This is a genomic window from Flavobacterium sp. (genome assembly GCF_027533505.1).
Classification (GTDB): domain Bacteria; phylum Bacteroidota; class Bacteroidia; order Flavobacteriales; family Flavobacteriaceae; genus Flavobacterium.
Genome location: NZ_JAPZUB010000030.1, coordinates 24,060 through 47,424, shown reverse-complemented (window position 1 = coordinate 47,424; position 23,365 = coordinate 24,060). Strand labels below are relative to the sequence as shown.

28 protein-coding genes and 1 pseudogene are annotated in these 23,365 nt (G+C 40.7%); 14 read left to right on the top strand and 15 right to left on the bottom strand.

All coding sequences use genetic code 11. The features are described from left to right. A pseudogene (locus tag O9316_RS07195) lies at window positions 1–122 on the top strand (IS982 family transposase); the annotation flags it as partial. Here O9316_RS07195 and O9316_RS07190 read toward each other — a convergent pair. Then, the gene (locus tag O9316_RS07190) at window positions 103–516 is read right to left on the bottom strand and encodes a hypothetical protein (RefSeq protein ID WP_298347090.1); all 414 of its coding nucleotides are present in this window, start codon (window positions 514–516) and stop codon (window positions 103–105) included. The pseudogene O9316_RS07195 and the gene O9316_RS07190 overlap by 20 nt on opposite strands. A gap of 6 nt (window positions 517–522) precedes the next feature. Next, window positions 523–1,542 (bottom strand): SIMPL domain-containing protein, encoded by a 1,020-nt coding sequence (locus O9316_RS07185; RefSeq protein WP_298204696.1) that lies wholly within the window; start codon window positions 1,540–1,542, stop codon window positions 523–525. Between the two features lie 176 nt (window positions 1,543–1,718). Here O9316_RS07185 and O9316_RS07180 point away from each other — a divergent pair, with 176 nt between their 5' ends. Next, a complete protein-coding gene (locus O9316_RS07180; RefSeq protein ID WP_298204697.1) occupies window positions 1,719–2,633 on the top strand; it encodes a hypothetical protein in 915 nt (304 codons plus the stop codon). A gap of 2 nt (window positions 2,634–2,635) precedes the next feature. Continuing rightward, window positions 2,636–3,193, top strand: coding sequence for a hypothetical protein (locus O9316_RS07175; RefSeq protein ID WP_298204698.1), 558 nt, complete (start codon window positions 2,636–2,638; stop codon window positions 3,191–3,193). Here the strand turns inward: O9316_RS07175 and O9316_RS07170 are convergent. From O9316_RS07170 to O9316_RS07150, 5 genes are all read right to left on the bottom strand, one after another. Beyond that, window positions 3,185–3,853, bottom strand: coding sequence for a DNA alkylation repair protein (locus tag O9316_RS07170; protein ID WP_298204699.1), 669 nt, complete (start codon window positions 3,851–3,853; stop codon window positions 3,185–3,187). The two genes, O9316_RS07175 and O9316_RS07170, sit on opposite strands and share 9 nt — an antisense overlap. Continuing rightward, window positions 3,840–4,451, bottom strand: coding sequence for an acyl carrier protein phosphodiesterase (locus O9316_RS07165; RefSeq protein WP_298204700.1), 612 nt, complete (start codon window positions 4,449–4,451; stop codon window positions 3,840–3,842). Before O9316_RS07165 ends, O9316_RS07170 begins: the two co-directional genes overlap by 14 nt. Before the next feature lie 62 nt (window positions 4,452–4,513). After that, entirely contained in the window at window positions 4,514–5,452 is a 939-nt protein-coding gene (locus tag O9316_RS07160) for a hypothetical protein (RefSeq protein ID WP_298204701.1), read from the bottom strand. 150 nt (window positions 5,453–5,602) lie between these two features. Further along, window positions 5,603–5,977: a hypothetical protein gene (locus tag O9316_RS07155; RefSeq protein WP_298204702.1), complete on the bottom strand. Its 375-nt coding sequence runs from the start codon at window positions 5,975–5,977 to the stop codon at window positions 5,603–5,605. 2 nt (window positions 5,978–5,979) lie between these two features. Next, a complete protein-coding gene (locus tag O9316_RS07150) occupies window positions 5,980–6,351 on the bottom strand; it encodes a response regulator (RefSeq protein ID WP_298204703.1) in 372 nt (123 codons plus the stop codon). A 269-nt stretch (window positions 6,352–6,620) separates the two neighbouring features. On the opposite strand from O9316_RS07150, the gene glmM reads away from it, so the two are divergent. After that, window positions 6,621–8,009, top strand: coding sequence for a phosphoglucosamine mutase (gene glmM, locus O9316_RS07145; RefSeq protein ID WP_298204704.1), 1,389 nt, complete (start codon window positions 6,621–6,623; stop codon window positions 8,007–8,009). A 29-nt stretch (window positions 8,010–8,038) separates the two neighbouring features. Here the strand turns inward: glmM and O9316_RS07140 are convergent, their stop codons facing one another. Next, window positions 8,039–8,419 carry a DUF2809 domain-containing protein gene (locus O9316_RS07140; protein WP_298204705.1) on the bottom strand — a complete coding sequence of 127 codons (381 nt, stop codon included), beginning with the start codon at window positions 8,417–8,419 and terminating at the stop codon, window positions 8,039–8,041. Between the two features lie 95 nt (window positions 8,420–8,514). Here O9316_RS07140 and O9316_RS07135 point away from each other — a divergent pair, with 95 nt between their 5' ends. From O9316_RS07135 to O9316_RS07115, 5 genes are all read left to right on the top strand, one after another. Further along, window positions 8,515–10,125 carry a S41 family peptidase gene (locus O9316_RS07135; RefSeq protein ID WP_298204706.1) on the top strand — a complete coding sequence of 537 codons (1,611 nt, stop codon included), beginning with the start codon at window positions 8,515–8,517 and terminating at the stop codon, window positions 10,123–10,125. Between the two features lie 356 nt (window positions 10,126–10,481). Next, the gene (locus O9316_RS07130; RefSeq protein ID WP_298204707.1) at window positions 10,482–11,075 is read left to right on the top strand and encodes a hypothetical protein; all 594 of its coding nucleotides are present in this window, start codon (window positions 10,482–10,484) and stop codon (window positions 11,073–11,075) included. A gap of 56 nt (window positions 11,076–11,131) precedes the next feature. Next, the gene (locus O9316_RS07125; protein WP_298204708.1) at window positions 11,132–11,614 is read left to right on the top strand and encodes a hypothetical protein; all 483 of its coding nucleotides are present in this window, start codon (window positions 11,132–11,134) and stop codon (window positions 11,612–11,614) included. A gap of 117 nt (window positions 11,615–11,731) precedes the next feature. After that, the gene (locus O9316_RS07120; RefSeq protein ID WP_298204709.1) at window positions 11,732–12,247 is read left to right on the top strand and encodes a hypothetical protein; all 516 of its coding nucleotides are present in this window, start codon (window positions 11,732–11,734) and stop codon (window positions 12,245–12,247) included. Window positions 12,248–12,367: 120 nt separating this feature from the next. Beyond that, window positions 12,368–12,796 carry a hypothetical protein gene (locus tag O9316_RS07115; protein WP_298204710.1) on the top strand — a complete coding sequence of 143 codons (429 nt, stop codon included), beginning with the start codon at window positions 12,368–12,370 and terminating at the stop codon, window positions 12,794–12,796. Between the two features lie 34 nt (window positions 12,797–12,830). Here O9316_RS07115 and O9316_RS07110 read toward each other — a convergent pair whose 3' ends face one another. Beyond that, window positions 12,831–14,399 (bottom strand): YdiU family protein, encoded by a 1,569-nt coding sequence (locus tag O9316_RS07110; RefSeq protein WP_298204712.1) that lies wholly within the window; start codon window positions 14,397–14,399, stop codon window positions 12,831–12,833. A 153-nt stretch (window positions 14,400–14,552) separates the two neighbouring features. Between O9316_RS07110 and O9316_RS07105 the strand changes: the two genes are divergently transcribed. Further along, window positions 14,553–16,037 (top strand): aminotransferase class V-fold PLP-dependent enzyme, encoded by a 1,485-nt coding sequence (locus tag O9316_RS07105; RefSeq protein ID WP_298204713.1) that lies wholly within the window; start codon window positions 14,553–14,555, stop codon window positions 16,035–16,037. Between the two features lie 71 nt (window positions 16,038–16,108). Here O9316_RS07105 and O9316_RS07100 read toward each other — a convergent pair whose 3' ends face one another. The 5 genes from O9316_RS07100 to O9316_RS07080 form a co-directional block, all read right to left on the bottom strand. Beyond that, complete coding sequence (locus tag O9316_RS07100) at window positions 16,109–16,639, bottom strand: hypothetical protein (RefSeq protein ID WP_298204714.1); 531 nt, start codon at window positions 16,637–16,639, stop codon at window positions 16,109–16,111. Between the two features lie 40 nt (window positions 16,640–16,679). Beyond that, window positions 16,680–17,273, bottom strand: coding sequence for a hypothetical protein (locus O9316_RS07095; RefSeq protein ID WP_298204715.1), 594 nt, complete (start codon window positions 17,271–17,273; stop codon window positions 16,680–16,682). A gap of 9 nt (window positions 17,274–17,282) precedes the next feature. After that, window positions 17,283–17,909 (bottom strand): hypothetical protein, encoded by a 627-nt coding sequence (locus O9316_RS07090; protein WP_298204716.1) that lies wholly within the window; start codon window positions 17,907–17,909, stop codon window positions 17,283–17,285. A 43-nt stretch (window positions 17,910–17,952) separates the two neighbouring features. Further along, the gene (locus O9316_RS07085) at window positions 17,953–18,411 is read right to left on the bottom strand and encodes a hypothetical protein (protein ID WP_298204717.1); all 459 of its coding nucleotides are present in this window, start codon (window positions 18,409–18,411) and stop codon (window positions 17,953–17,955) included. 210 nt (window positions 18,412–18,621) lie between these two features. Beyond that, window positions 18,622–19,689 (bottom strand): branched-chain amino acid aminotransferase, encoded by a 1,068-nt coding sequence (locus O9316_RS07080; protein WP_298204744.1) that lies wholly within the window; start codon window positions 19,687–19,689, stop codon window positions 18,622–18,624. Between the two features lie 225 nt (window positions 19,690–19,914). On the opposite strand from O9316_RS07080, the gene O9316_RS07075 reads away from it, so the two are divergent. The 4 genes from O9316_RS07075 to O9316_RS07060 all read left to right on the top strand — a co-directional run bounded on the left by O9316_RS07075 (window position 19,915) and on the right by O9316_RS07060 (window position 21,880). Next, entirely contained in the window at window positions 19,915–20,430 is a 516-nt protein-coding gene (locus O9316_RS07075) for a DUF4920 domain-containing protein (protein ID WP_073362504.1), read from the top strand. A 1-nt stretch (window position 20,431) separates the two neighbouring features. Beyond that, window positions 20,432–20,908: a hypothetical protein gene (locus tag O9316_RS07070; protein ID WP_298204718.1), complete on the top strand. Its 477-nt coding sequence runs from the start codon at window positions 20,432–20,434 to the stop codon at window positions 20,906–20,908. Further along, window positions 20,908–21,570, top strand: a complete 663-nt coding sequence (gene mnmD, locus O9316_RS07065) for a tRNA (5-methylaminomethyl-2-thiouridine)(34)-methyltransferase MnmD (protein WP_298204719.1) — start codon at window positions 20,908–20,910, stop codon at window positions 21,568–21,570. The genes O9316_RS07070 and mnmD overlap by 1 nt, the downstream gene beginning before the upstream one ends. A 112-nt stretch (window positions 21,571–21,682) precedes the next feature. Next, the gene (locus O9316_RS07060; RefSeq protein ID WP_073362501.1) at window positions 21,683–21,880 is read left to right on the top strand and encodes a hypothetical protein; all 198 of its coding nucleotides are present in this window, start codon (window positions 21,683–21,685) and stop codon (window positions 21,878–21,880) included. A gap of 436 nt (window positions 21,881–22,316) precedes the next feature. On the opposite strand, the gene O9316_RS07050 is transcribed toward O9316_RS07060, so the two are convergent. Then, window positions 22,317–23,258: a LysR substrate-binding domain-containing protein gene (locus tag O9316_RS07050; RefSeq protein WP_298204720.1), complete on the bottom strand. Its 942-nt coding sequence runs from the start codon at window positions 23,256–23,258 to the stop codon at window positions 22,317–22,319. Window positions 23,259–23,365: the final 107 nt, after the last annotated feature.

Sequence of the window (23,365 nt, the reverse complement as noted above, 5' to 3'; positions counted from 1 at the left end):
AATCTTTTGAAGGTTTTAAAACAAGAATTTTAGCAAAAATAACAGCATTAACTTTGGTTCAGTATATCAATAAATTTATCTTTAATAGACCAATAAATAAAATCAAAAATCAATTAATTTAATTTCACCCAACGGGTTATTATTATCTGAAAAAAACAAAGGTTCCTCAAGCGAAAGTGATTCCATGCCATGAGTGATGAGGTAAAAAAGCGTGTTTTTTTGTAGAACCGTATCGCTACGATAAACCACCCCTTCATAAACGCATACCAAAGTGGGAAATTTGACCCCTACAATGTAATGGTTTCCACCTATAACGGTGATGGAATTGGTTTCTTCATTCGTTATACAATGGACATTTTCGATGTAATTTCCATTTTTCTCATAGACATACATTTTGATCTTTTCTACGGGAAATTTCCAATCAAACAAAAGGGTAAAAGAAAATGCGCTTGAACCCGATGCCTGGCTCCAACTCTGGAGGGAGAACAGTGTACATATTAATAAGACTTTCATCATCCCTAACTATAAATTCAACAATTTAATATCGCCTGCAGGAGTCACTATATAGTAGCGGTTATTGCGAATGATGGTGTTTTTGGGCAGTTGGTCTTCTTTGAGTTTGATGCGAATGGTTAAGTCATAAAACGCCTGAATAGAAGGTTCGGCAATATCGCCGTTGATGACAAAACTGTGGTCTTTCATGAGTGCGGGATTGTAGTATTCGGTGCTGTTTTTCTTAATATCGTTTACCGAACTTTTTGGGTCAAAATTTGCCGAAGCTTGGGCATAAGCCGTGTATTTGCGGTAACTTTCCATGGGGTACGACACGTTGAAACCTTCTTGCAATATTTTTTCTTTTTTACTCAAGTCCATGTTCATCAACAACGAATAGTTGGCCGTCATTTCTTTGAATTGTTCCAAGGCTTTGCGTTGCATTTGGGCGCGAATTTGATCAAAATTAACCGTGACATAATCGACTTTGGCCAAATCGTAAATTTCATTTTTGCCGCAAATAGAAATGATTTTATCCATATCGCGACTGGTACGAAAGCGAATGATGAGGTTCTTTTTCAACTCAAAGCCCGAGGGTTTCTCATTGTAGGTTTTGGGATTGAAGATTTTTTTCTCTACCGCATATTCATACGTGGGGACAAACGAAATCATGTCGGTCATGACCACAATATCTTTACTATACGCATCCAATTCTTTGATGACGTTATTGATGCGTTCATCCATTAAATTGGTGGCTTCTTCGGCCGATTTCCCCAATTGTAATACGCTAAAGGTGGCGACTTGTGTCGTGGCTTTTTCGTTGTAAATTCCTTTAATGACTATTACCATCTCATTTTCGGTACTCGATGTGGTTTGCAAGGTATTGACCCGATTAACGGAATACGGATTATTGCCATAGTTGGCATTGCCTTTTTGAAGTTCGTAGTTGGCATTGCCCGATGCTTCGTTATAATTCGCATTGCCTGAATGTTGTGCGGTGGCCCATAAAGTGGTGCACAGGGTTGCTGCTAAAATTACTTTTGTGTTCATGTGATTTGATTTTTAAAATTTGATGCTCCAAAAGTAGTTGGCAGGATTTCCAACCTTTAGCAAATCGACTTTCTCTTTACTGTAAAGTAATTTGGTTATTTTTACAGTGAATTTACAGTGAACTTTCTACAGGAATTTTCATTGTTCTCCTACCTTTGAACCGCGGCATGAATGAAATGCAACATTTTCAGGAATTGAAACGACGAGTGCTTGAGCGCTACCGTCAGGATTATCCGTATTTTCAAGGGGACTGGAAAACCTTTTCATCGCAGGATATTTTGAATCTGATTGCTTTATTGGAAAAGGAATGCAAGGAAACGGTGAGTGAAAAGTGGATTTATACTCATTTGAAACCCGAAACAAATTCGAAGTTGCCCCGAAAAAACATGCTCCATGTGTTGTGTCGTTTTGTGGGGGTGTCGAGTTGGGATGAATTTATTTATGCCCCCCTCGCAACGAACGCAGTAATTGTTTCAAAGGATGTAACGAATCGTTCAAAGCGAGGATATTTCTGGGGAATAGGGACGGGATTCTTGCTGTTGGCGTTAGGCTATTTTATTTGGCCAGAAAAAAAAGTAACGAAAATGCCTCCCGTAAAATTGCAAAATCAATATACCCAAGAAACCGTGGACAGTACAGAAGTTCAAGTCTTTGATGCGACCAATACCACTGCGGTCAAACCGATGACTCCACAACAATTTGAGGCAAAAGTGAGAGAAAAGCCTTTAAAGGTTTTAGTGAAAAGTCCGTTTTATAAAGATACCATCGTGCAAATTCCCCCAAGTTCCTCGGTTCAAACGCCGCCCGTAGTTACGTTGCAACCCGACGATTACGCCATGATGGTAAAAGCCTTTTTGAAAGCTGATATTACCGATTGGCAAAAACGAAAGATGCAATTGCAACACATTTTATCCGATGAGTTGCAAGTGATGGTAATGTTGAAAGACGGATTGGGGACGGAGTTTTACAATAAACCCCAATTTGTTCAAAAGCTTACGATTCCCACGCCCGTACTAAAACGGTGGGCGATTGTAGATATTAAAAATGAACCCGACGGAAGGCTGAAAGCGATCCGTATCAAACAAGAATAACTATGCGCAGTTGGTTAGTAGGTATCGTTTTTCTATGGGGTGCTTCGGTGTGGAGTCAGGCCGCAACAGAATCTATGAAAACCGCCAAAGAACAATCGTTGCAACAGGTTTTTGCAGCGCCGGTTTTGCAAGCCTACCAAGAGAATTCGGATGTAAAAATTCAAGAATTGTTTTTTTACCTGCAGCAACTCACACAACCCGGACTTGACCCATCGTTGCGCAACGAAATGGAAACCGCATGTTTGGCTTTATTTGTAAATGAAGAATCCTTGGTAGTAGACCTTACTTCACCTACGCCAACACTTATTCCGATTGCGAAGTTGCTTCAAAAATTGGCACAAGCTGCTCCGATACAAATAACAGTATCAGCACTTGTGAAATACAAAACGGTAACTTACCACAGTTGGAAGAGTGGCTTCACGATTAGTTGTATACAAAACGAACGTACTTGGGAATGTGCGCTTACGCAAGAGGTCTATTTTCAATTACTCCCCCAACAGTTTGGCGCCAACCAACAACAAACCTATCAGTACCGTTTGGGCGCGATGGAGTTACGGTAAATTGCGTAAAGCTTCCCGTTTGCTCAAAGGCTTTAAATCGGTAGTTTCTACAAAATCACGCACGCCTTTAGGATTGAACCGACTGTAATCACGTAATGCCCAACCGATGGCTTTTTGAATAAAAAATTCCTTGGAATCTTTGTGTTTAAAACATTCGGCTTTTAAAAGGTCAAAGTCCGTTTGGGCTTTATAAGCCAATTGAAAAAGGAGGCCACTACGGTTTAACCAAAGCGATGGAGCCACCGAAAACCGTTCGATCACCAACGGTATGGCTTCAGGAAATTGTTTTAAATACCCACCCAACAAATATTTGGCGATAAAGTCAACCGTATCCCACCACGAATGGGTTGTTATCAAATGTTCAATAAGCTGTATGTCTTCGGGGAGGTACTTTTTTTTCACCGCTTTATAAAAAAGTTCCATACCACAATAATGGAGTTCTCTGTAGGGTTGTTCAAAAAGTGCTATAGTGTACGTGCGGAAATTATGTTGAATGGATTCTTTGTTTTTTTCATACCATTGGTGAAACAAGTCCCTACGTGGGGTGGCTTTGATTCCTAAGAATTCAAAATGGTTTTTCATATACGCCTTCATCGGTGTGGCGTTTTCAGGATTTTGGTGCTGTTTCATGAGCTGCACCAATTCGTCAAGTGGATGCATTGATAAATTGTTGGTTTAAGGTTTCTCTTTTTTCCCGGCAGGCGAATTCTAATTCATCAAAAAATGCAAAAAATTCATTTTCAAATTCGGTGTAAAATTGTTTCAATTCGATCATAGCTTCATGCATTTGCACCCGTTGTTGGGTGCGACGGTCCATTTGAAATAAAATTTTTTCCAAACCTTCCAAGGAGGCATAGCTTACCAACCAGTTACGAGCAATCATATAGGGTACCATGTGTTGAGCTTTTTCGGTGAGCCAACTGTGTTTTTCTTTGAGTAGAGCATAAAAATCGGCAGCATACTCTTCGAGTGAAGTGGCGGAGTACCGACCCCAATTTTTCGCCAAAAAATGGTCGTAAAAAATATCCATAATAACCCCCGAATAGTGTCCGTACTTTGCATGCAGTCGGTGTTTGCTTTGGCGGTACAACGGATGTGTATCGGTAAAACTATCAATGAAGCGGTGCAAAAGTATTCCTTTTTGCAACTCGCTGGGAAGATGCTTGTATTGGGAGCCCCGCACACTGTCGGCCATAAAATTTCCGATCCGCAGTAAATCGGAGGCGCCTGAAAGGTAAATATGGGCGAGGAAATTCATAAAAAAAAAGTTGCTCTCAGGTAAAGATAGCAACTTTTCAAAGAATTGATAGTATAGATTTGTTAATTGATTGCTTGTTGGAGCGCATTCGTATTCGCCGGGGGTGTCTCAGGTAAAGGCTGTTCCAAAACCACTCTTTTACGGTATTGTTGCAATGCATCCTGCGATTCAGGTTGCAAATATCCATCCAATAAATGTATGGCAATGGCTCCTAGCGATTTGTGTGCGTGAAAGGCCAATTGTTGTAACGTGCGCATCTCCACAGGAAGTTTGTACTCTTGCGCTAAGGCCAGACAAAACCATAAAAATTGAGGTTCTGTAGCCTCCAGCCACGTCGGTAATTGCTCGGCTACCCATTGGGTTTGATGGCCATATAGGGCAACCAGTTGTTGTACATCATCTTTGGTAAGTGTGTGAGGATAGATGCGTAATGTATCGGGTTGGTAATTACATAGTTCCAATAAAGAGGCTAAAGCAGGAATTCGTATCGACTCAGCACCATAGAACGCCAATTGTGTCACGGTGTCTTTTAACTGTAGACTGGGAACCGCTTTGGCATATTCCAAGGTTTCTACCTTTACAGTTTCATTGGTGCTGGATAATTCTTTAACAATAAAGGCTTCAAGATTCCATTCCTTGACAAGGGTGTTCAACTTAGGGAGATTGGCTTTGTTTCGGTAGGGGGAAGCCGGTGCCAAAAGTTTACGTAAAACCAAACGACAAGCCTCAGCTTGGTCTAAAAAAGTATGTTTAAAATGGTCGATTTCAATTTGCGATTCTACCGTATCCCATTCTTCGGCAAAATAACCAGAGAGGAAATTGCTTAAGGCCACATTCAACTCAGGACGATCAACAACAGCTTCCGGCGATGATTTTGTACGAAAGAAAAACGCATACACCATATACAATACCGCCAAACCTGCGCAAACAGGCAGAACCACAGCGCCCCAGTCGGTGGCTGTAATTTGTTGGTAAAATGAAAGAAGCGTGTAGGCGCGCATGGGTTATTTTTTAACAAATCAAAAGTAAACGAACAAGGAGTGGAAATAAAATTTAATCGGTATAACGACAAAAAACTCGATAACGGAGCAAAAAAGTACGTTGGGAGGCTTTATCGATTCAAAAAAAAACTGATAACGAGTGGCTTATATTTATGGAAGGGTTAAACTGTATTGCATACGAGGAAGCAATTCGGGATCCCAAAGCAATCCCGCTACGGCCAAAATACTTATTGCGGTGAGGAAAATCCATAGCGCTTTTGGAATCAATCCCTCTGACGGTTTCATCAATAGGTGTGTTGTGCGGTGGGAAAGTAACAACAGTAAACCTGAAAAAAGTGCAATCAGAAGCCATTGAAGGCTGTAAAATAGTATAGGGGGCCAAGCGTAGTATTGTGCTTCATAGCTTACCCAATACATCGGACCAAAGGAGAGCGTGAGAATTCCCAAAGGAAAAGACCAGCAAAGCAATACAAACGCAAATGTTGGGAAATGTAAGGAGGGAAGGGTTGCTGGTGATTGTGCCATGGTTATACCGCTTCTAAAAGTAAAACGTTTCTAATTTTTTCAGCGATGTCCTCAAAAGCAATGGGTTTGGTTAAAACTTCGTTGGCCCCTTGTGCTAGGGCTTCTTCTACAATTTCGGTCTCACTCCCTAAAGAAGAAACCACAAAAACAGGTCGGTTGGGGTTCAGTTTTTTACTCAAAGTCACCAACGTCATTCCGGAGACATGCGGCAATTGAATATCGGTGATCACGACATCGGGGTCGGTATGGAGTAATTTCCGGGCACCTTCTTCGCCATCCATGGCAAAATCAATACAGTAGCCTTCTTTACCCAGTAAGTGGTTGAGGATGGTTTTGATCATTTTATCATCCTCAATTACGAGTACTTTTTTCATTCTAATGATAAACAACAGACCTGTTGTTGGGGTTTTTAACTAGGGTTTAACGGTACAAAAGTACTGGGCAGGCAGTGCTTACGAAAAAAAAATCGCTGTAGAGTACGAAAACTCGATTAATTAGCCTTTTTAATAAATCTAATGTAAATCAGCGATTTATTCGGTTGTTTAACCAAGGGTTCTATGAAAAAATCATTACTTTTTTTACCTTCGTGCCACTTATAAGCCTTAAACTGTATTTTTGTTCAACTCTAAAAAAATGAAAAAGCATGACACTTATTAAATCCATTTCAGGTATTCGCGGCACTATAGGAGGAGCTGTGGGTGAAAATTTGACGCCAATAGATGCTGTGAAATTTGCCGCTGCCTATGGAACTTTTTTAAAACAACACACGCCAAAGTCCACGTTGAAAGTCGTAATTGGTCGTGATGCCCGAATTTCGGGACCGATGATTCATCAATTGGTCGTCAACACACTGGTTGGTTTGGGGATTGATGTTATTGATCTCGGACTTTCAACCACACCAACCGTTGAAATAGCCGTCCCTTTGGAACAAGCCGACGGTGGAATCATTCTCACCGCTTCTCACAATCCAAAACAATGGAATGCCTTGAAACTCTTGAATGCAAAAGGCGAGTTTTTAAGTGGTGCCGACGGGGCTGCGATTTTAGAAATTGCCGAAACTGCGGCTTTTGATTTTGCCGATGTAGATGCGCTTGGCACAGTAACGGAGAACGATGCCTACATGGATATTCACATTGATGAGGTACTCAATTTACCATTGGTCGATGTTGAAGCCGTAGCAAAACGCCAATTTAAAGTCGTGGTCGACGGGGTAAATTCTTCGGGGGGTATCATTATTCCGAAATTACTCGAACAGATGGGCGTTGAAGTTGTCAAGTTGTATTGCACCCCCAACGGTCATTTTCCGCACAACCCTGAACCATTGAAGGAACATTTGGGTGATATCTGTCAAAAAGTAATCGAAGAACAGGCCGATTTTGGAATCGTGGTTGATCCCGATGTTGATCGTTTGGCGTTCATCACCAATGAAGGAGAGATGTTTGGCGAAGAGTATACCTTGGTTGCTGTAGCCGATTATGTATTGAGTAAAACCCCAGGTAATACGGTGTCTAATATGAGTTCCTCACGCGCCCTGCGCGATGTGACCGAGTTTCATAACGGATCGTATCAAGCCAGCGCCGTTGGGGAGGTTAATGTCGTCGAGTTGATGAAGGCCACGCAAGCGATAATAGGAGGTGAAGGGAATGGTGGCATCATTTACCCAGAATTGCATTACGGACGCGATGCCTTGGTGGGCGTGGCATTGTTTCTAACCCATTTGGCGGGCTTAGAGCAAACAGTGGCCGAACTTCGGGCGGGTTTACCTGAATATTTTATGAGTAAGAATAAAATCGAACTCACCCCACAAATTGATGTGGATGGGGTTATGGCCGAAATTGCTAAGCGCTATGCTCATGAACCTATAGCAACTATTGATGGGGTAAAAATTGATTTCCCGACAGAATGGGTGCATTTGCGTAAATCGAATACCGAGCCCATAATACGCATTTATACCGAAGCGCCATCGCAAGCAGCAGCCGATGCCTTGGCCAGTCGTTTTGTGAATGAATTAAAAAGTATTGCTGGGATATAATCGGCAAACATTCTAATAATTAGGCCACTTCATTTGGAGTGGCTTTTTTTATTACGTACATATTCTATGGGAAAAAGGGCCAAAAATCCGAAGCTATAACAAAGCAAATCATGGGCCGAAAAGGAAGTGCCTAGTACCGTTTGAGCGATGCGGTTGTGGGATAATTGTAACCATTCAATAGCTTTTACGTATTGTAAATATTCAATCAGGAACGCAAAAAGCAGTACCGCTGTAGCAAGGACTCCAGTGGATTGTTGCAACACACTTTGTAAAGCATAGAAAAGCAAAAAAATGACCAGTACATCGCCAAGATAGGGTCGTACAAAACGATCACGTACCCACAAAGCAATGGCGATTTCAACGGCCAAAAGAAGTATAAAAAGGCGAAATGCAGAACGGTTAAAATACATGAGGTAAAGGTATCCGTTTTTCGTTTTTTGGCAAGAGATTGTTAAGAATTTTGACGACTTGATGCGAATTATGTATCATTGCCAAAAATTCAGGTATGATCCCAACGTTCAGATTGTGGCTTGTTTTCATCGGTATTCTTGGCATGTGTTTTTCCTGTACCTCGGTGGAACGTTACAACCAGCGAATTGCCCAACCCATTCCTGTGGTGCAATTGCAAGAAGATATTGATTTTATCCAAAAAAAGCTAAAGCGCTTGTATCCGCAATTGCATGGCTATATCACTGAAGCAACGCTCAATCATAAATTTGACAGCATTCGTCGTGTGGTCCAACAGCCAATGACACCTAAGGATTTTTATTTTGTGATCGCTCCCGTTATTGCATCAGTTCGGCAAGGGCATATGAGTACCAGTTTTCCACAACCGACACTGACCCGGGCACAACGAAAACACCTCAAAGGTTTTGGTGAGGGACCCTTGTCTCAGTTTACTTCGGAGTGGATTGGGGGTGAAATGGTGGTGCTCAAAAATAAGTCCGCGCATAAACATATCCGTCCTGGCGCTTCCATCGTATCCATTAATGGCATTACACCACAAACGTTGTATGCGCAATACCGCCCGACACTCACTTCGGATGGATTCAATGAAACGTATATTCGCAAGGGTTTTGGCCGCCGATTGCCAACCTATTTTACTGCTGCATTTGGGGTTCGTGACAGTTTACAGTATGTATTTAAGCAAAATGATTCGCTTTATCATTTGTGGGTGAAACGCAAACCCAAACCTAAGCCGACGAAAAAAAACGTTCAAAAAACAATCAAAGAAGCGCCCAAAGATACCGCAGTGGCCGCCAAGAAGGTTGAAAAACCAACACCCAAAGGGCGGGTTCTTACACGTAAAGAACGTCGCATTTTTGGGTACGACCCAACAACGAAAGAGTGTGCGGTGAGTTTGAAACGTTCGGAGTTGGATTCATCGCTGTATGTGTTACGAATTAAAAATTTTTCGGCGAGCAGCCACCGCAAAGCGTATCCTATCCTTTTTGACTCTATTCGCAAAATGGGACTTACTACACTGGTGTTAGATTTGCGTGACAATCCAGGGGGTCGGGTAGCGGATGCGGTGAATTTATACCGTTATTTTACCGATCAACCGTTTACGCTTTTGCAACCTGCCGAAGTTACCTCCAAAACGAGTTTATGGAAGTTGGGCGCGTTGCCCAATATGTCCCCCGTAGCCTATCCATTTTTCTTTGTTGGTTATCCGTTTTACATGGCGTTTACCTATCTCCGTACCACCCAAAGTTCGAAGGGCGTCTATCAGTACAAACTCACAGGAAGTCGATCGGTAGTACCCGCATCTCAAGCCTATAGGGGTAAATTATATGTGTTGATTAACGGCGGTAGTTTTTCGGCGGCTTGTATTGAATCGGCGGCCTTGAAACAACGTCCAAACACGCATTTTGTAGGGGAGGAAACGGGCGGAGCCTTCAACGGAACTGTAGCCGGAATCATGCCGGTGGTTCGTTTGCCTCATTCCAAAATTTCAGTGCGCTTGGGATTGATGCATATCCAACCTGTAGCGCAATCGGAAGCGATGGGGCGCGGCGTTTTCCCTGATACACCAATTGTACCTTCGCGTGAAGATCGGGTCAAAGCCCGTGATGTTGAGATGGAGTGGGTGGTGAACGATGCAGCACGGAAGTAAGAGAAATGATTTCTTTGGGAAATAGGGACATTCGAATGGGATAAAAAAGCAAGTAATAGCTCTTTTTGTTCAAAATAGGTTACAAAGTAAGTATTTTGTTTATGAAATAAAGATTATTTTAGCGAAAGTAATCCGTTTACAGCTACAATTCTTTATTATTGAGCCATAAAAAAGTACAATTTAGGATGGAAAGAGAAGGTAATGATTTTAGTATTGGGCTATTTTTATGGCAGGTTTTGAATGTCATTCTTATCGTTTTGATTCTTTATTTTTTGTTCAAATTGTTGAAATGGTGCTTACACTATTTTAGACGTTCCCATTAAAAATCAAAATAATGGATTTATAAATTTTAGGTAATGAAAAAAATCTGGTCAATTGTTTTTGTTTGTTTTACGTACACCGTGTATACTCAACCCAACGAGGCACGACTCCAACAACTTAGAACGAATGTAACAATTGATGCTACTGATACTTCAGTTATTGATTTATTGGATGATTTTTATGAGCAAGGATTGCAATCGGATGCAGGGGAACTTAGTCCCGATCTCGCGCAACGGATCGAAAAAATTGCACGAAATAAGAAAACTAAAAATAAGCATCTTTTTCTCCTGTTTATGGCCTATCAAGATCACATTTCACAAACAGCTGCGGTGGGTAAAGCACCCAATTCGAAGTTTCAACTCGAACTTATGGTAGATTTAGCTCATGAGTGTAAAATGATCTATAACAAAATACCAGCAATTGTCTATGTGTACCATTACGAAGCCCTTGTTTCTAATGGACGCTCTACAGCGGCTGCCACCTTATTGCAAGAAGCTTTGAATATTTATCCCGATGCTATTCCGCTTAAAGTATACCAGTACTTACTATCAAAAGAACCGGCATTAAAAACGGATTTGCTTAACAATCATTCGAATCATTGGATGGTAAAGCAATTTGAAATTAAGTAAAAAAATATTGGGGTAAGTTTATTTGTAAAATTCTCGACATTCTTAAATAAAAAATCATGAAAAAGTTGTATGTTTTACCCCTCTTTTTGATGCTAATAAGTTGTGAAACAGATTATTATTTTTGGAGTATCGATAAATTTGAATTCAAGAAAGATGCGCTAAATGACGATGAAAAAGTAAAGCTATTATATACTTCAAATGGTCCTGATGAGAATACCAATCGCGATTATTATTATCATTTGATTGTCGTTTCGCAAGTCACTGGCGATACGGTCAATGTATTAACTGCCTCACAAAATGGGTTCAATGAAAGTTCTGAGAATGAGGTTTTTAATTTTTACAATGAAAAAAATATTATTACCATAATATCTCATAATAAATTAGATATCAATCAATTAGATGGTAAAAATATACGTGAAACGGAACAGATAAAATTGAAAAAAATTAGCAAAGTTGCCCGAGTTAAAGCGTATGATTACGTGGCGGATAATAATTTTCCAACGGTAATTGGTTCAATAGGTAAAACATCAAAAAACTAAATATTACTCCTGTTGACGGTTTGCCATGATGACAAAAATTAATCCTAAATCCTAATTCAATACAATCGAAATTACAGTCAAAAATCAATTTATTTTAAATATAAAAATTACACTACTTTGTACATCAATACCTTTTGGAAAATAATATTGAAAGCCATCGGACTTTGGTTATTAATGCATTGTATTTGGATTATTCCACAATTAACGGCTGTTTTTCATTTTGACAATGGTAATCTCGATTGGGATGTTTTATGTTGGGTTTGGGGAATCAGTTTTGTTACACTAATGATTTTTCTGTTGATTACCTGGGTTTTCTTGTTTCAAACGGATGGCTTGGTGCGACGATTGAAATTAGATCAAAGTTTTAAAGAAGATCGTATCGACATTCAAACCCCTCCAAAAACCATATTAACTATCATCATTACACTCATGGGTGGATTGTATTTTATGCAATCCTTCCCTCAATTTTTCAATACGGTTTATGAATTTTTAAAGCAAAAAATCTTATTCAAGGATTATAGGGATTCGGGTTGGATGATTTATTTGTTTTGCGCGTCGGGGATAGGTTTTTGGGTGATGACTAATGCACAAAAAATAAGTAACTACCTTTGGAAAAACACTTCAAATCAATAAGTGACCTTTCCTTTTTGACCTTACCTTTGGTTTCTTCCACAACTATTAAATTAATACTAATCTCGTTTTTTTTCAACAATTGCCTCTGATTTTCCATTATTTTTACCTAAATAAACTAACATGGCGAAGTCGCGTTTGTTTTTGTTTAACGTATTCGTTTGTTGCGCTTTCGGTATAACATCTTGGGCGCAATCCGCTACTGCATTGTCGCCTACTATTGAACATACGCCAACAAAATATACGTTTCGCTTTCCGTTGGGAACGCCAACATCAGCACCTTCAACTCCCCCCGTTTTGCATCCAATAAATGCCTCCACTACGATACGCCCCTCTTTTGCGACGGAAGTACTACCTATGGATACTCGAACTTGGAACGTCAATTCTACCGTTGGATTCCGCTCGCGATTTTCCATGCAAGATGTTCCCGTCCCTTTTTGCAGTCTTCCAACACAAGGCGCAGCTTTTAGTATTTCAGGACGCGACGTGTTTTTGCCCTGCCTCGCCGATCGATTGCTTCAATGGGCCGTGCAATCGGTTATCAACCGGTAACTTTTTTAGAATAAAATAGAAAAAGATTAACGACTTACGAACTACACGACAACATGGAGCATCCCACTTTAGTGCGGGCCCAATCCGGACGTTTGGCAAACCATTTCTCGTGTTCGGGTTGTTCGTCGTAGGGGTGTTTTAGGAGTTCATATAATTCGTGTACCAAACTAAAATCATCTTGATTGGCAGCGTCAATGGCCAATTGCGCCATATAATTACGGAGCACATATTTGGGATTCACCCGATGCATCGCAACAGCGCGCTCCGCATCGGTGCGGGTTTCTTGTGCCAATCGATGTAGGTAATTTTGCAGCCCATTTAACCAAGCCGTTTTTACTGCACCCGAACATTGACTAGGGGTATAAAAAGCCTCTTGAAGTTTCGCCAAAGCCGCTTCTGGGCTATCGTTTTTCTTGAGGTTAGCCAACAATCGAAAGAATATCGTGTAGTCGGTTTCAATGCGTTCCAAAAGCGTCAATACCTCACGAACAAGTCCTTCATCAGCATCCAGTTTGTGTTCTAGTCCAAGCTTGTTACGGTTCATTTGCAAAAAAGCGTCATCAAATTGACGTCCGTAAGCATTCAACACCGCTTCCAATGGTTCGGCCGCACCAATCAAGGGGTACAAAGCATTTGCTAACTGAATCAAATTCCACAGCGCTACATCGGGTTGGTTCCCATACGCATAACGGTGGTGCTGACTGTCGGTGGTGTTGGGGGTCCAATTCAAATTAAAATCTTCCAACCAACCGTAGGGTCCGTAATCGATAGTAATCCCGTGAATCGACATGTTGTCGGTATTCATCACCCCGTGTACAAATCCGACACGTTGCCATTCAATCATCAACTGCAAGGTTTGCTCACAGACAATTTTGAAAAAGGCTGTATATTTTTCAGGACCTTCGCATGCAATCGAGGGAAAATAGTCCCCGATTACAAAGTCGGCTAATTGTTGTAATTGCTCCTGTTCCTGCCGAGCGGCGTGGACTTCAAAGCTACCAAATCGGATAAAAGTGGGCGCTACCCGACACACCACAGCCCCTTTTTCATAGTCGGCATGGCCATCATACAACATATCGCGGAGGACTTCATCACCGGTACCTATCAAGGACAACGAACGCGAAGTAGGGACACCCAAATGATGCATCGCTTCGGCACAAAGGTATTCCCGTAGGGACGAACGCAATACCGCTAAACCATCCCCGCGTCGCGAATATGGCGTTTTTCCAGCGCCTTTGAGTTGGAGGGTCCAAACTTGATTACGGTATTCCACTTCGCCCAACACAATCGCGCGTCCATCGCCCAACTGTCCGGCCCAATTCCCAAACTGGTGTCCCGCATAGTTCATGGCAAAAGGTTGGGTGTTGGGATACACTTCCTTTCCTGAAAAATAGTGTAAAAAGTCGGCACTTTTTGTGTCGGCGGCTTCCAAACCTATACTTTCTGCTACTTCAGTTACTGCATGTATCAAGTACGGTTTGCTAGGAACGCGTGGGGTTACAAAGGAATAATCGGCCAAGGGAACCTGCCGTACAAAATTTGCGGTTTCTGCATCGGGAGTAAGTGCTTTTTGAAAACGAGGGATGAAATGGAGCTTTTTCATGGGGCAAAGATAGGTTTTTTTGAGCTTCTGAGAAGCTGAACTGCTGAGCTGCTGAGCGTTTGGGAGTGTGTAAAAATTAAATGATAGTCAAAACTTCTTTGAATAATTCAGACATTAATTTTAATTATCTTTGTGCCACAAACCAACAAACTCATGATTAGCACGGCTGTAAAAACCGAATTAGAAGCGTATTTTGCGTCTTTTCGCAACGGAATTATTGGCATTGACCAGGAATTTGAAACGCCCTATGGAACAAAACCATTGATTTATACCGATTGGACAGCGAGCGGTCGTTTGTATCGTCCGATTGAAGAAAAGTTAATGGATACCTTCGGACCCTTTGTAGCCAATACCCATACAGAAACTACAGTTTCGGGTACAGCGATGACGTTGGCTTATCATGAAGCCAAACAAATCATCAAGCGCCATGTCAATGCGAGTCCCAACGATGTGTTGATCAACACGGGTACGGGAATGACTGGGGTGGTCAATAAGTTTCAACGCATTTTAGGATTGAAAGTCCCCGAAAATTTGAAGGACTATCTCAATTTGCCTACCGAAGTTAAGCCCGTAGTCTTTGTATCGCACATGGAGCATCATTCCAACCAAACCTCATGGATTGAAACCATTGCGGATGTGGTGATTATTCCCGCGAATGAAGAAGGTTTGTTTTGTTTGGAGCAATTCAAACAAATGGTGGCCAAGTATGCTGACCGAAGTTTTAAAATCGCTTCGATCACCTCGTGTTCTAATGTAACAGGAATTCGAACACCGTATCACGAAGTGGCAAAAATCATGCACCAAAATAACGGGGTTTGTTTTGTCGATTTTGCTTGTTCGGGGCCGTATGTTCATATCGATATGCATCCTGCCGATCCCGAAGCGTATTTGGATGCGATTTTCTTCTCACCGCATAAGTTTTTAGGGGGACCTGGGACTTCTGGCGTGTTGATTTTTAATAAAAATTTATACAAAAATAATGTTCCTGATTGCCCGGGAGGTGGAACCGTGAGTTGGACCAATCCGTGGGGGGAACACAAATACATCGATGATATTGAAGACCGTGAAGATGGAGGAACGCCCGGTTTTTTACAGGTCATTAAGACTGCTTTAGCCATACAGTTAAAAGAAACGATGGGCGTGGAGAAGATCTTAAAGCGGGAACATGAATTGGTGGATTATATTTTTGAACATTTAGCGCCTGTTGAAAATCTTACCCTCTTGGCGGGACAGCATCGCGATCGTTTGGGCGTAATTTCGTTCTACATTCACGATTTACATTACAATCTTGGTGTAAAAATTTTGAACGACCGTTTCGGAATTCAAACCCGTGGTGGCTGTAGTTGTGCCGGTACTTATGGACACTATTTGTTGCATGTGGACCAAGAAACCTCACATCATTTGACCTGCTCGATTGACGAAGGTGATTTAACCCAAAAACCAGGATGGATTCGCATGTCGATTCACCCCACCACCACTTCAGCAGAGATTGAATATGTATGCCAAAGCATCATCGAGTTGGCGGCAAATCATCAGGAATGGGCTTCAGATTATGTGTACAATCCCAAGAAAAACGACTTTACACACAAAAATGCAGTTGCGGTAGAGAAGGCAATGGTAAAGGAGTGGTTTATTTGAAATGAAGAATTTTAAATTATAAATGGGAAAACTCAGTGACTCAGCTACTCAGATTCTCAGCGGCTAAATAGCTATTCCAACAACTTCTTCAACGCCTCATATTCCCCCGAGTGTCCAAAATCGGCATCGTTGTAGCGTTGTCCCACCATTTGATGACGTTGGCATTCAAAATTCAGTTTGACTGATCCCATGAATTTTCCTTTGTTTCGAAAAACTAAAATGTCGGTGTAACCCGTTTTACAGGAGGGTTGTATTGGTTGAGTAGGTTGGCGTTTTGAAAATAGATTCGCTAACGCCTCATATTTTTTGGGATCGATAATTTCTTTTTCAAAGCCAAGAATATCCATATTGCTAATGAATAATGAATCTTGTGTAGAAACCGGAATGTTCCCCGTTACAATTTGCAACAAGCCCAATTCTTTTCTGGATTTTTCAGATTTTCCAATAATGCTATCGAGTTCGCTTTTAGAAACGGGCACCGTATAATGAATGACTTGATCGAAAGTAAAAAAAGGCAAATTGCCGGTGGCTTCCGATTTTTGGTTTTGCTGGCAAGCTATGGCAAAACTGATAAGGGAGACTACTAAAAGGATACGTTTCATAAGCGTTGCATTAATTTTCAAATGCTAAATTTACAATAATCTACCAAAACTTCCACCAAGGTTTAGTTTCGGGTTCGAGGTAGCCCATCGGATTCTCGTTTTTTTCAGGAGTAATCCCTTTATGGAAGTTGACAATGGTTTGAAAAAGCGAAAAATACTCTTGTGTTTTGGGGTAAACATTATATAGGTAAAACCCTGTTAGATTGAGTTGTTCACTAGAAAAAGTAGTGTAATAATTTACCACAAAATCAATAACTTGTGGTCGAAGCGATTCGTGATAACTCCCCAAGCGAAGGTAAAAATCTAAGGCGTGGATGCCTTGATCTGTTTTTTCGGTTTGTGCTTTTTCTTCTAAAAAATGAAGATGTTCTTTTTTGTAATTAGAACCAATTATAGAGGTAATCGCATGCAATAAGGTATCTTTTAACCCTTTGTTGTTTGGGTTTTCATCGGCGTTTGCTTGTATAAATACCAAACTAACGGCATTGAATTGATCTTCGTCTTCCGATATTTTTCCGTAAATATCCAACCCGTCGACGATACTTCCGTCATGCGTTTGTTCATGCTTCAAAAAAGCGGCTGCCCCTTTCCATAATTGATCGGCTAGGGGATGAGGTGTTGTGGTATTTTCCATGTGCAAGGATTAAGGTAGTTGTGGAATTTCGCGGGGATCATTTATGTAAATCTGCTGGAAACTCTTCTGTTCTGAAGGAGTTAATAAGAAAACCGACAAATCATTAGTTCCTTCATACAGTAAATAAAACTGTTCGAGACAATTTTTTGCTTGTAAAAGGGCATTGATTTTTTTAAAAAATGCTTTGGGTCCGGTCGTCCAATAGGTGCCGTTTTTCAATTCGGCAGGCGTATATAAAGGCACTTTTTCTCCTTGTATAAGCGCTGCGAGACTTTTTTCAGCATCGGGAGCTGGTGCAACCGAAATTTGGATATCTCGTTTGGCCAACATGCGTTTGATTTGTGTATTAAAAAAAGAAAAGTCAAATTCGATCAACGCTTCAGCATCCACAAAGGCATATTTATTAGTATTCTCATCATACACATTGAGTTCACTATTGGGGACTATTTTTTGAGTTTCGGCATACTTCAAAAAGCCGCCTTCAATCAACTGTTTGTTGAATGTTTCAGGAGCCAATGGGGTTGAAGTGGTTTCGGTAGCTGTAACCGAATGGGTAGCGGTTGAAGTGGCCTCCTGAGTTTTGGATTGGCAACTGTACAACAAACCGATTGTAGCAAGTAAAAGTATTTTTTTCAACAGCGTATTCATTTAGTGGGCTGTAAAAATAACAATTCCCTTTTCAATAGGTATTCAATTCATTCATAAAGGCTCTTAAATTGTCTTCTTTGGTGTTGTAAGTGATGGGGATGCTATATAATCCAAAAGAAATTGAATTTAAATCTTTACTTAATAGGGCAGTCTTAATTTCTGAAGTAATAGGTATTATGAGTTCATATTTGAATAAATTATGTGAGATTTTGGCAGAATTTATAAATAGAAATGATTTTATAAAAATATTAGTGTTGTCTTTAAATGAAAGTGCAATTTGATCAATTTTCATTGAAGGCAGTTGTGTAACTAAAACCATTTTCTTTTCAATGACTTTAGCTTCATTCATTTCAAATCGTAGTTCAAGTTGTGTATTCGGATGCAGTAATTCCATAACCATATCAATTCGGTCACCGGGTTCGCGGATATCGGCCTGACTGAATACGACTTGGGTAATCAAAAAAGAAAAGATAAATACAAATGTGCGCATAACCCTTGGATTTTGGGTATAACGCAGTTTTTGTACGAAAAGTATTTGAAATGTAGAAACATACCATGGTAATTTTCATTATAGTAATTAGGGAAAAATGTAAAATCACCCTTGTAGAAACTTACCATTCTAAGTTTCACCATTGTAAGTTTCCAAATGATTAGGAGACACATAACCGTCCATAAAAAAAAGCAGCCGAAGCTGCCTATTTTATACTTTAACCGTCCATCCAAACGGATCGTCTTCCAATTTGTATTGTATGTTGGTGAGTTTTTCTTTAAGGAATAAAGCTATGGGGTGCTCTTGCGGAGGGAGTTCGTAGTAGTGCTCTTGGTATTGAAAGCCTTTAATCGGACTCACCACTGCGGCCGTACCCGCGCCAAACATTTCTTTTAAATGGCCCTCTTGCGCGGCTTGAACAAGTTCGGCTACTGTTAACGAACGTACTTCTACAGCAATTCCCTCCTTTTGTGCTATATCAATTAGGGATTTACGGGTAACACCGTCTAAAATTCGTTCGCTTGTGGGAGCCGTGATTAACGTATCATTGATGCGGAAAAACACATTCATGGTGCCGGCTTCTTCCAATTTGGTATGGGTTGCATCATCGGTCCAAATAATCTGTTGGAACCCTAGTTCATTGGCTAATTTTGTGGGGTAAAACTGCGCTGAATAGTTTCCTGCGGCTTTAGCAGCACCGATTCCACCATTGGCGGCACGGCTGTAATGTTCGGCAATAATCACTTTCACTTCGCCCGAATAATACGATTTTGCGGGTGAGAGAATAATCATGAATCGGTATTGTGTGGAAGGTTGTGCAATGACGCCCGAACCGATTGCAATCATAAACGGACGAATGTAAAGTGAATTACCTTTCCCCCCTTTTACCCATGCTTTTTCTAAGGCAACCAGTTGTTTGAGTCCCCCAATAAAAAGGGATTCAGGAACTTCAGGCATGGCCAAGCGTGTAGCCGATTTATTAAAGCGGTCCATGTTTTGATCGGGTCGGAATAACCAAACCTGATCGTCGGTATCGCGATAGGCTTTCATCCCCTCAAAAATCGCTTGTCCGTAGTGAAAAACTTTGGCCGAAGGATCAATTAGAAAAGGCGCATAGGGTTTGATTACCGGGGTCTGCCATTGTCCGTCTTTAAAGTCACAAACCAACATGTGGTCGGTAAAAACATTGCCAAAGGTAAGATTTTCAAAATCTATGGTATCAATTTTGGAAGTTGACGCCTTCAAAAGGGTAATTTCAGGGGTGTTTGCTGCATCCATTATAATCATAAAGCCCGCATCAATGCTGGGATAAAAGAAGTTGGTGTGTTGTTTTGGTTTTTGGCTAAACTACTAAAAAAAAATGTAGGTTGGACGGCTTTTGCATGAAAACATCAAGCATTTTCATTCACCGTTTGATTTTAGTGTATTTGATGAAAAAAAAGTGTTGAAATACCGCCCATTACTGAGAAGATTATAACTTTGTAGTCCATTAAATACTCAAAAATGAAAAAAATAGGATTTTTATTCGTCGTAGCCTTACTTATCGTAGGCGTATCTATTGAAGCCCAAGAGCAAAAAAAGCAAGCCAAAAAAGCTACTGCGGCATACAATGCTAATGATTACAAATTGTTTGGTGAAAAATTTGAAATCAAAAAGGTGTTAACCGAAAAGCAAATGTTGAAAAAATACAAAGGCTTGAAAAAAGGCGATACGTTAACAGTCGTTTTTAAGTCCAAAATCAATTCTGTTTGTAAAAAGAAAGGGTGTTGGATGCGTTTGGATCTTGGCGGTTCGGAAGAATCCTTTGTGCGTTTTCAAGATTATGGTTTTTTCGTTCCGCTGAATGCCGATAATGCCGAAGCAATTGTTCGAGGAAAAGCCTTTGTCGATGTGGTTTCTGTCGATGAATTGAAGCATTACGCTAAAGACGGTGGTAAATCGAAAGAAGAAATCGCAAAAATTACCAAGCCTGAGATTACTTATGCGTTTACGGCTACGGGCGTTTATTTGAAAAAATAGTATGAAACGAATTGTACTCAGCGTGTTAGTTGGTATTGCCCTACTATCCTGTCAGCAAAAAGAAACATCCAAAGTTGAAAAAAAGCAAACAACTCCCAAAGAAGCTTGTGATAAACCCAAAACCGTTACGGATGAGGATGGCTTTGAAATGTATCAGATGACCGAAATGGCCGCTTTGATGGAGCAAATGTATGTGGATAACAAACGATTGCGCGAACGAATTATCAAGGGTGAAGCGGTAGGGAGTTTTCCTGATCATTACCTGAAAATCCATACGGCTGAAATGACTGATCCCTCCGAAAACGATGCCTTTTTTAAAGCACGTGCCAAAGCCTATATCGAAGCACAAAAGCAATTGTATGCCGATCCCAAAAACGCGAAAACGCATTTTAATGCAGGAATCGATGCCTGTGTGCAATGCCATGAACAAAAATGCGGTGGTCCTTTGGTGCGTATCAAAAAGTTGTACATTCCCTAGTGAAACGTCAAATTATCCATACCGCCGACGGTTCGACCACTCTCCATATTCCCGAGTGGGAGGAGAGCTACCATTCGAAACACGGTGCAATACAAGAAGCGTATCACGTATTTATACACAGCGGACTTTCTCTATTTGAGGGGAAGTCCGTTGCTGTTTTAGAAATGGGTTTTGGTACGGGTCTCAATGCATTTATTACGTGGCTTGAACATGAAAAGCGCGGGCAGTCGATTGATTATGTGGGACTCGAGGCGTATCCTATAGCACAAGAGGAAGCGGCGCAAATGAATTATCCTTCAGCATTAGATGTAGCAGACCATCAAGGTATTTTCAATACGATGCATGAACTTCCATGGAACCAACCCACGGCAATCAGCGCTCATTTTACACTCACCAAACGGCAACAATTTTTTCAAGACCTAAACGAATTCGAGCGCTACGATTTGGTCTATTTTGATGCGTTTGGATTTCGTGTACAGCCCGAGTTATGGAATCCTGCAATGTTTCAAAAAGTATACACCGCCATGCGAAAGGGAGGCGTTCTCGTAACCTACGCCTGCCGAACCAGTATCAAAAAAGCCATGTTGGAAGCGGGATTTACTGTGGAAAAACTTCCAGGCGCCCCCGGAAAACGGGAAATGTTAAGGGCTTTTAAAAACTAAGTTAAAATTGGTAATCCTAACAAAAAATTAATAAATTTGATATACGAATCCTAGATTTGTATACGTTCTTACCCCAACGCTATCTGAAGTCTAACCCATAAATTGTCAGACTATGCCAAGAGCTATTTATGAATTTACAAAATCGGTGCTCGAGCGAGTCAGCTTTGATGCGACCCTTTTTTGTAAAGAATTAGAAAAAGCGGTTCGGGTTTTATTACCTTACGAACTCGAAGAACTCACCGAATGGGTCCTTCGATTTACGGAAGGAAAACCGGAATTACGCCAATGTATACGGAGTATTAACGGATAAAACTAAAGGGAGTTTAAACGGCTCCCTTTTTTTGTGACGCGATTTATTTTTGTAAGAAAAATATACAATAAAATTAAAAAATAGCATTTAAGCGATAAAAAAAGCATTTCAACGATATTTTTTTGGAAAAATGTTTGGTCAATTCAAAAGAACAAGTTACTTTTACTATCCCAATCTATTAATAACTTAACCTTTTAAACCCTAAATGCTATGCCCAGATTGATTTACGATTACACGAAATCAGAATTGGAGCGTGTAAGCCTCAGCCCCGAACGTTTCAAAAGAAAGTTGAAAAAGGCCGCAAGTAATTTGTTGCCTTACGAAATTGAATTGTTGCACAAGTGGCTACAATTCTATACCGATAACCGACCGGAACTCAGGCAATGTCTGACCGAGGTTCCCTTAGAACAAAAAGGTGTCTGTTGAGACGCCTTTTTTATTTTGTAGGCTTCGGACTAACAATTTGAACGTTTTGAAAGGCAATCGCACCACGCACTACCCCCGAAATTGTGGTTCGAAGGGCATCGATAAGATGAATTTTTAACTCATTTTTGGGGTAAATGAGACTCACCTCACGTGCCGGTTTGGGTTCGACGAAGTGCCTTAATTTAGCTTGATCACTTTCCTTCAGGTCCAAAGTGTGCAAATAGGGAAGTAACGTTGTACCCAATCCTTCGTCTGCCAGTTTGATCAATGTTTCAAAGCTGCCGCTCTCCAACTGAAAATGCGTTCGTTTATCGTCGGCATTTCGTTTGCACAAATTCAACACGCTATCCCGAAAACAATGCCCATCCTGTAACAAAAGCAACTCATCCACATCCAAGTCCTCAATTTGAATCTCTTTTTTGGCAAAATGGTTATGGTGCTCCGGAATATACGCTACAAAGGGTTCAAAATACAAAACGATTTCTTTGATCTTTTCCTCGTGTAATGGAGTGGCTGCAATGGCCGCATCCAAGTGACCATTATTGAGTTTGAAAATAATGTCCTCCGTATTCAACTCCTCAATAATCAGTTGCACTTTGGGATATTTTTTGATGAAATTGGTTAAAAACATTGGCAAAAGCGTGGGCATAATCGTTGGAATGATTCCCAAACGAAATTCACCGCCTACAAAGCCCTTTTGCTGGTCTACAATATCTTGAATTCGTTCGGCTTCATTCACAATATTTTTGGCTTGATGCACAATTTTTTGCCCAATATCGGTGAGTTGAATTGGTTTTTTACTGCGGTCAAAAATCAATACGCCCAATTCTTCTTCTATCTTTTGAATCTGCATACTCAACGTGGGCTGGGTCACAAAGCATTTTTCTGCTGCCAAAGTAAAGTTTCGATGTTCAGCTACTGCCAAAACATAGTGTAGTTGTGTAATGGTCATTTATAATGAAATTTGATGCAAATATAAAAACTATCAATTTAACTTATACTAATTTACCTAGAAATTGGGATACTTTTGACAAATAAAGCAGCCATTTTTTTTAGGAA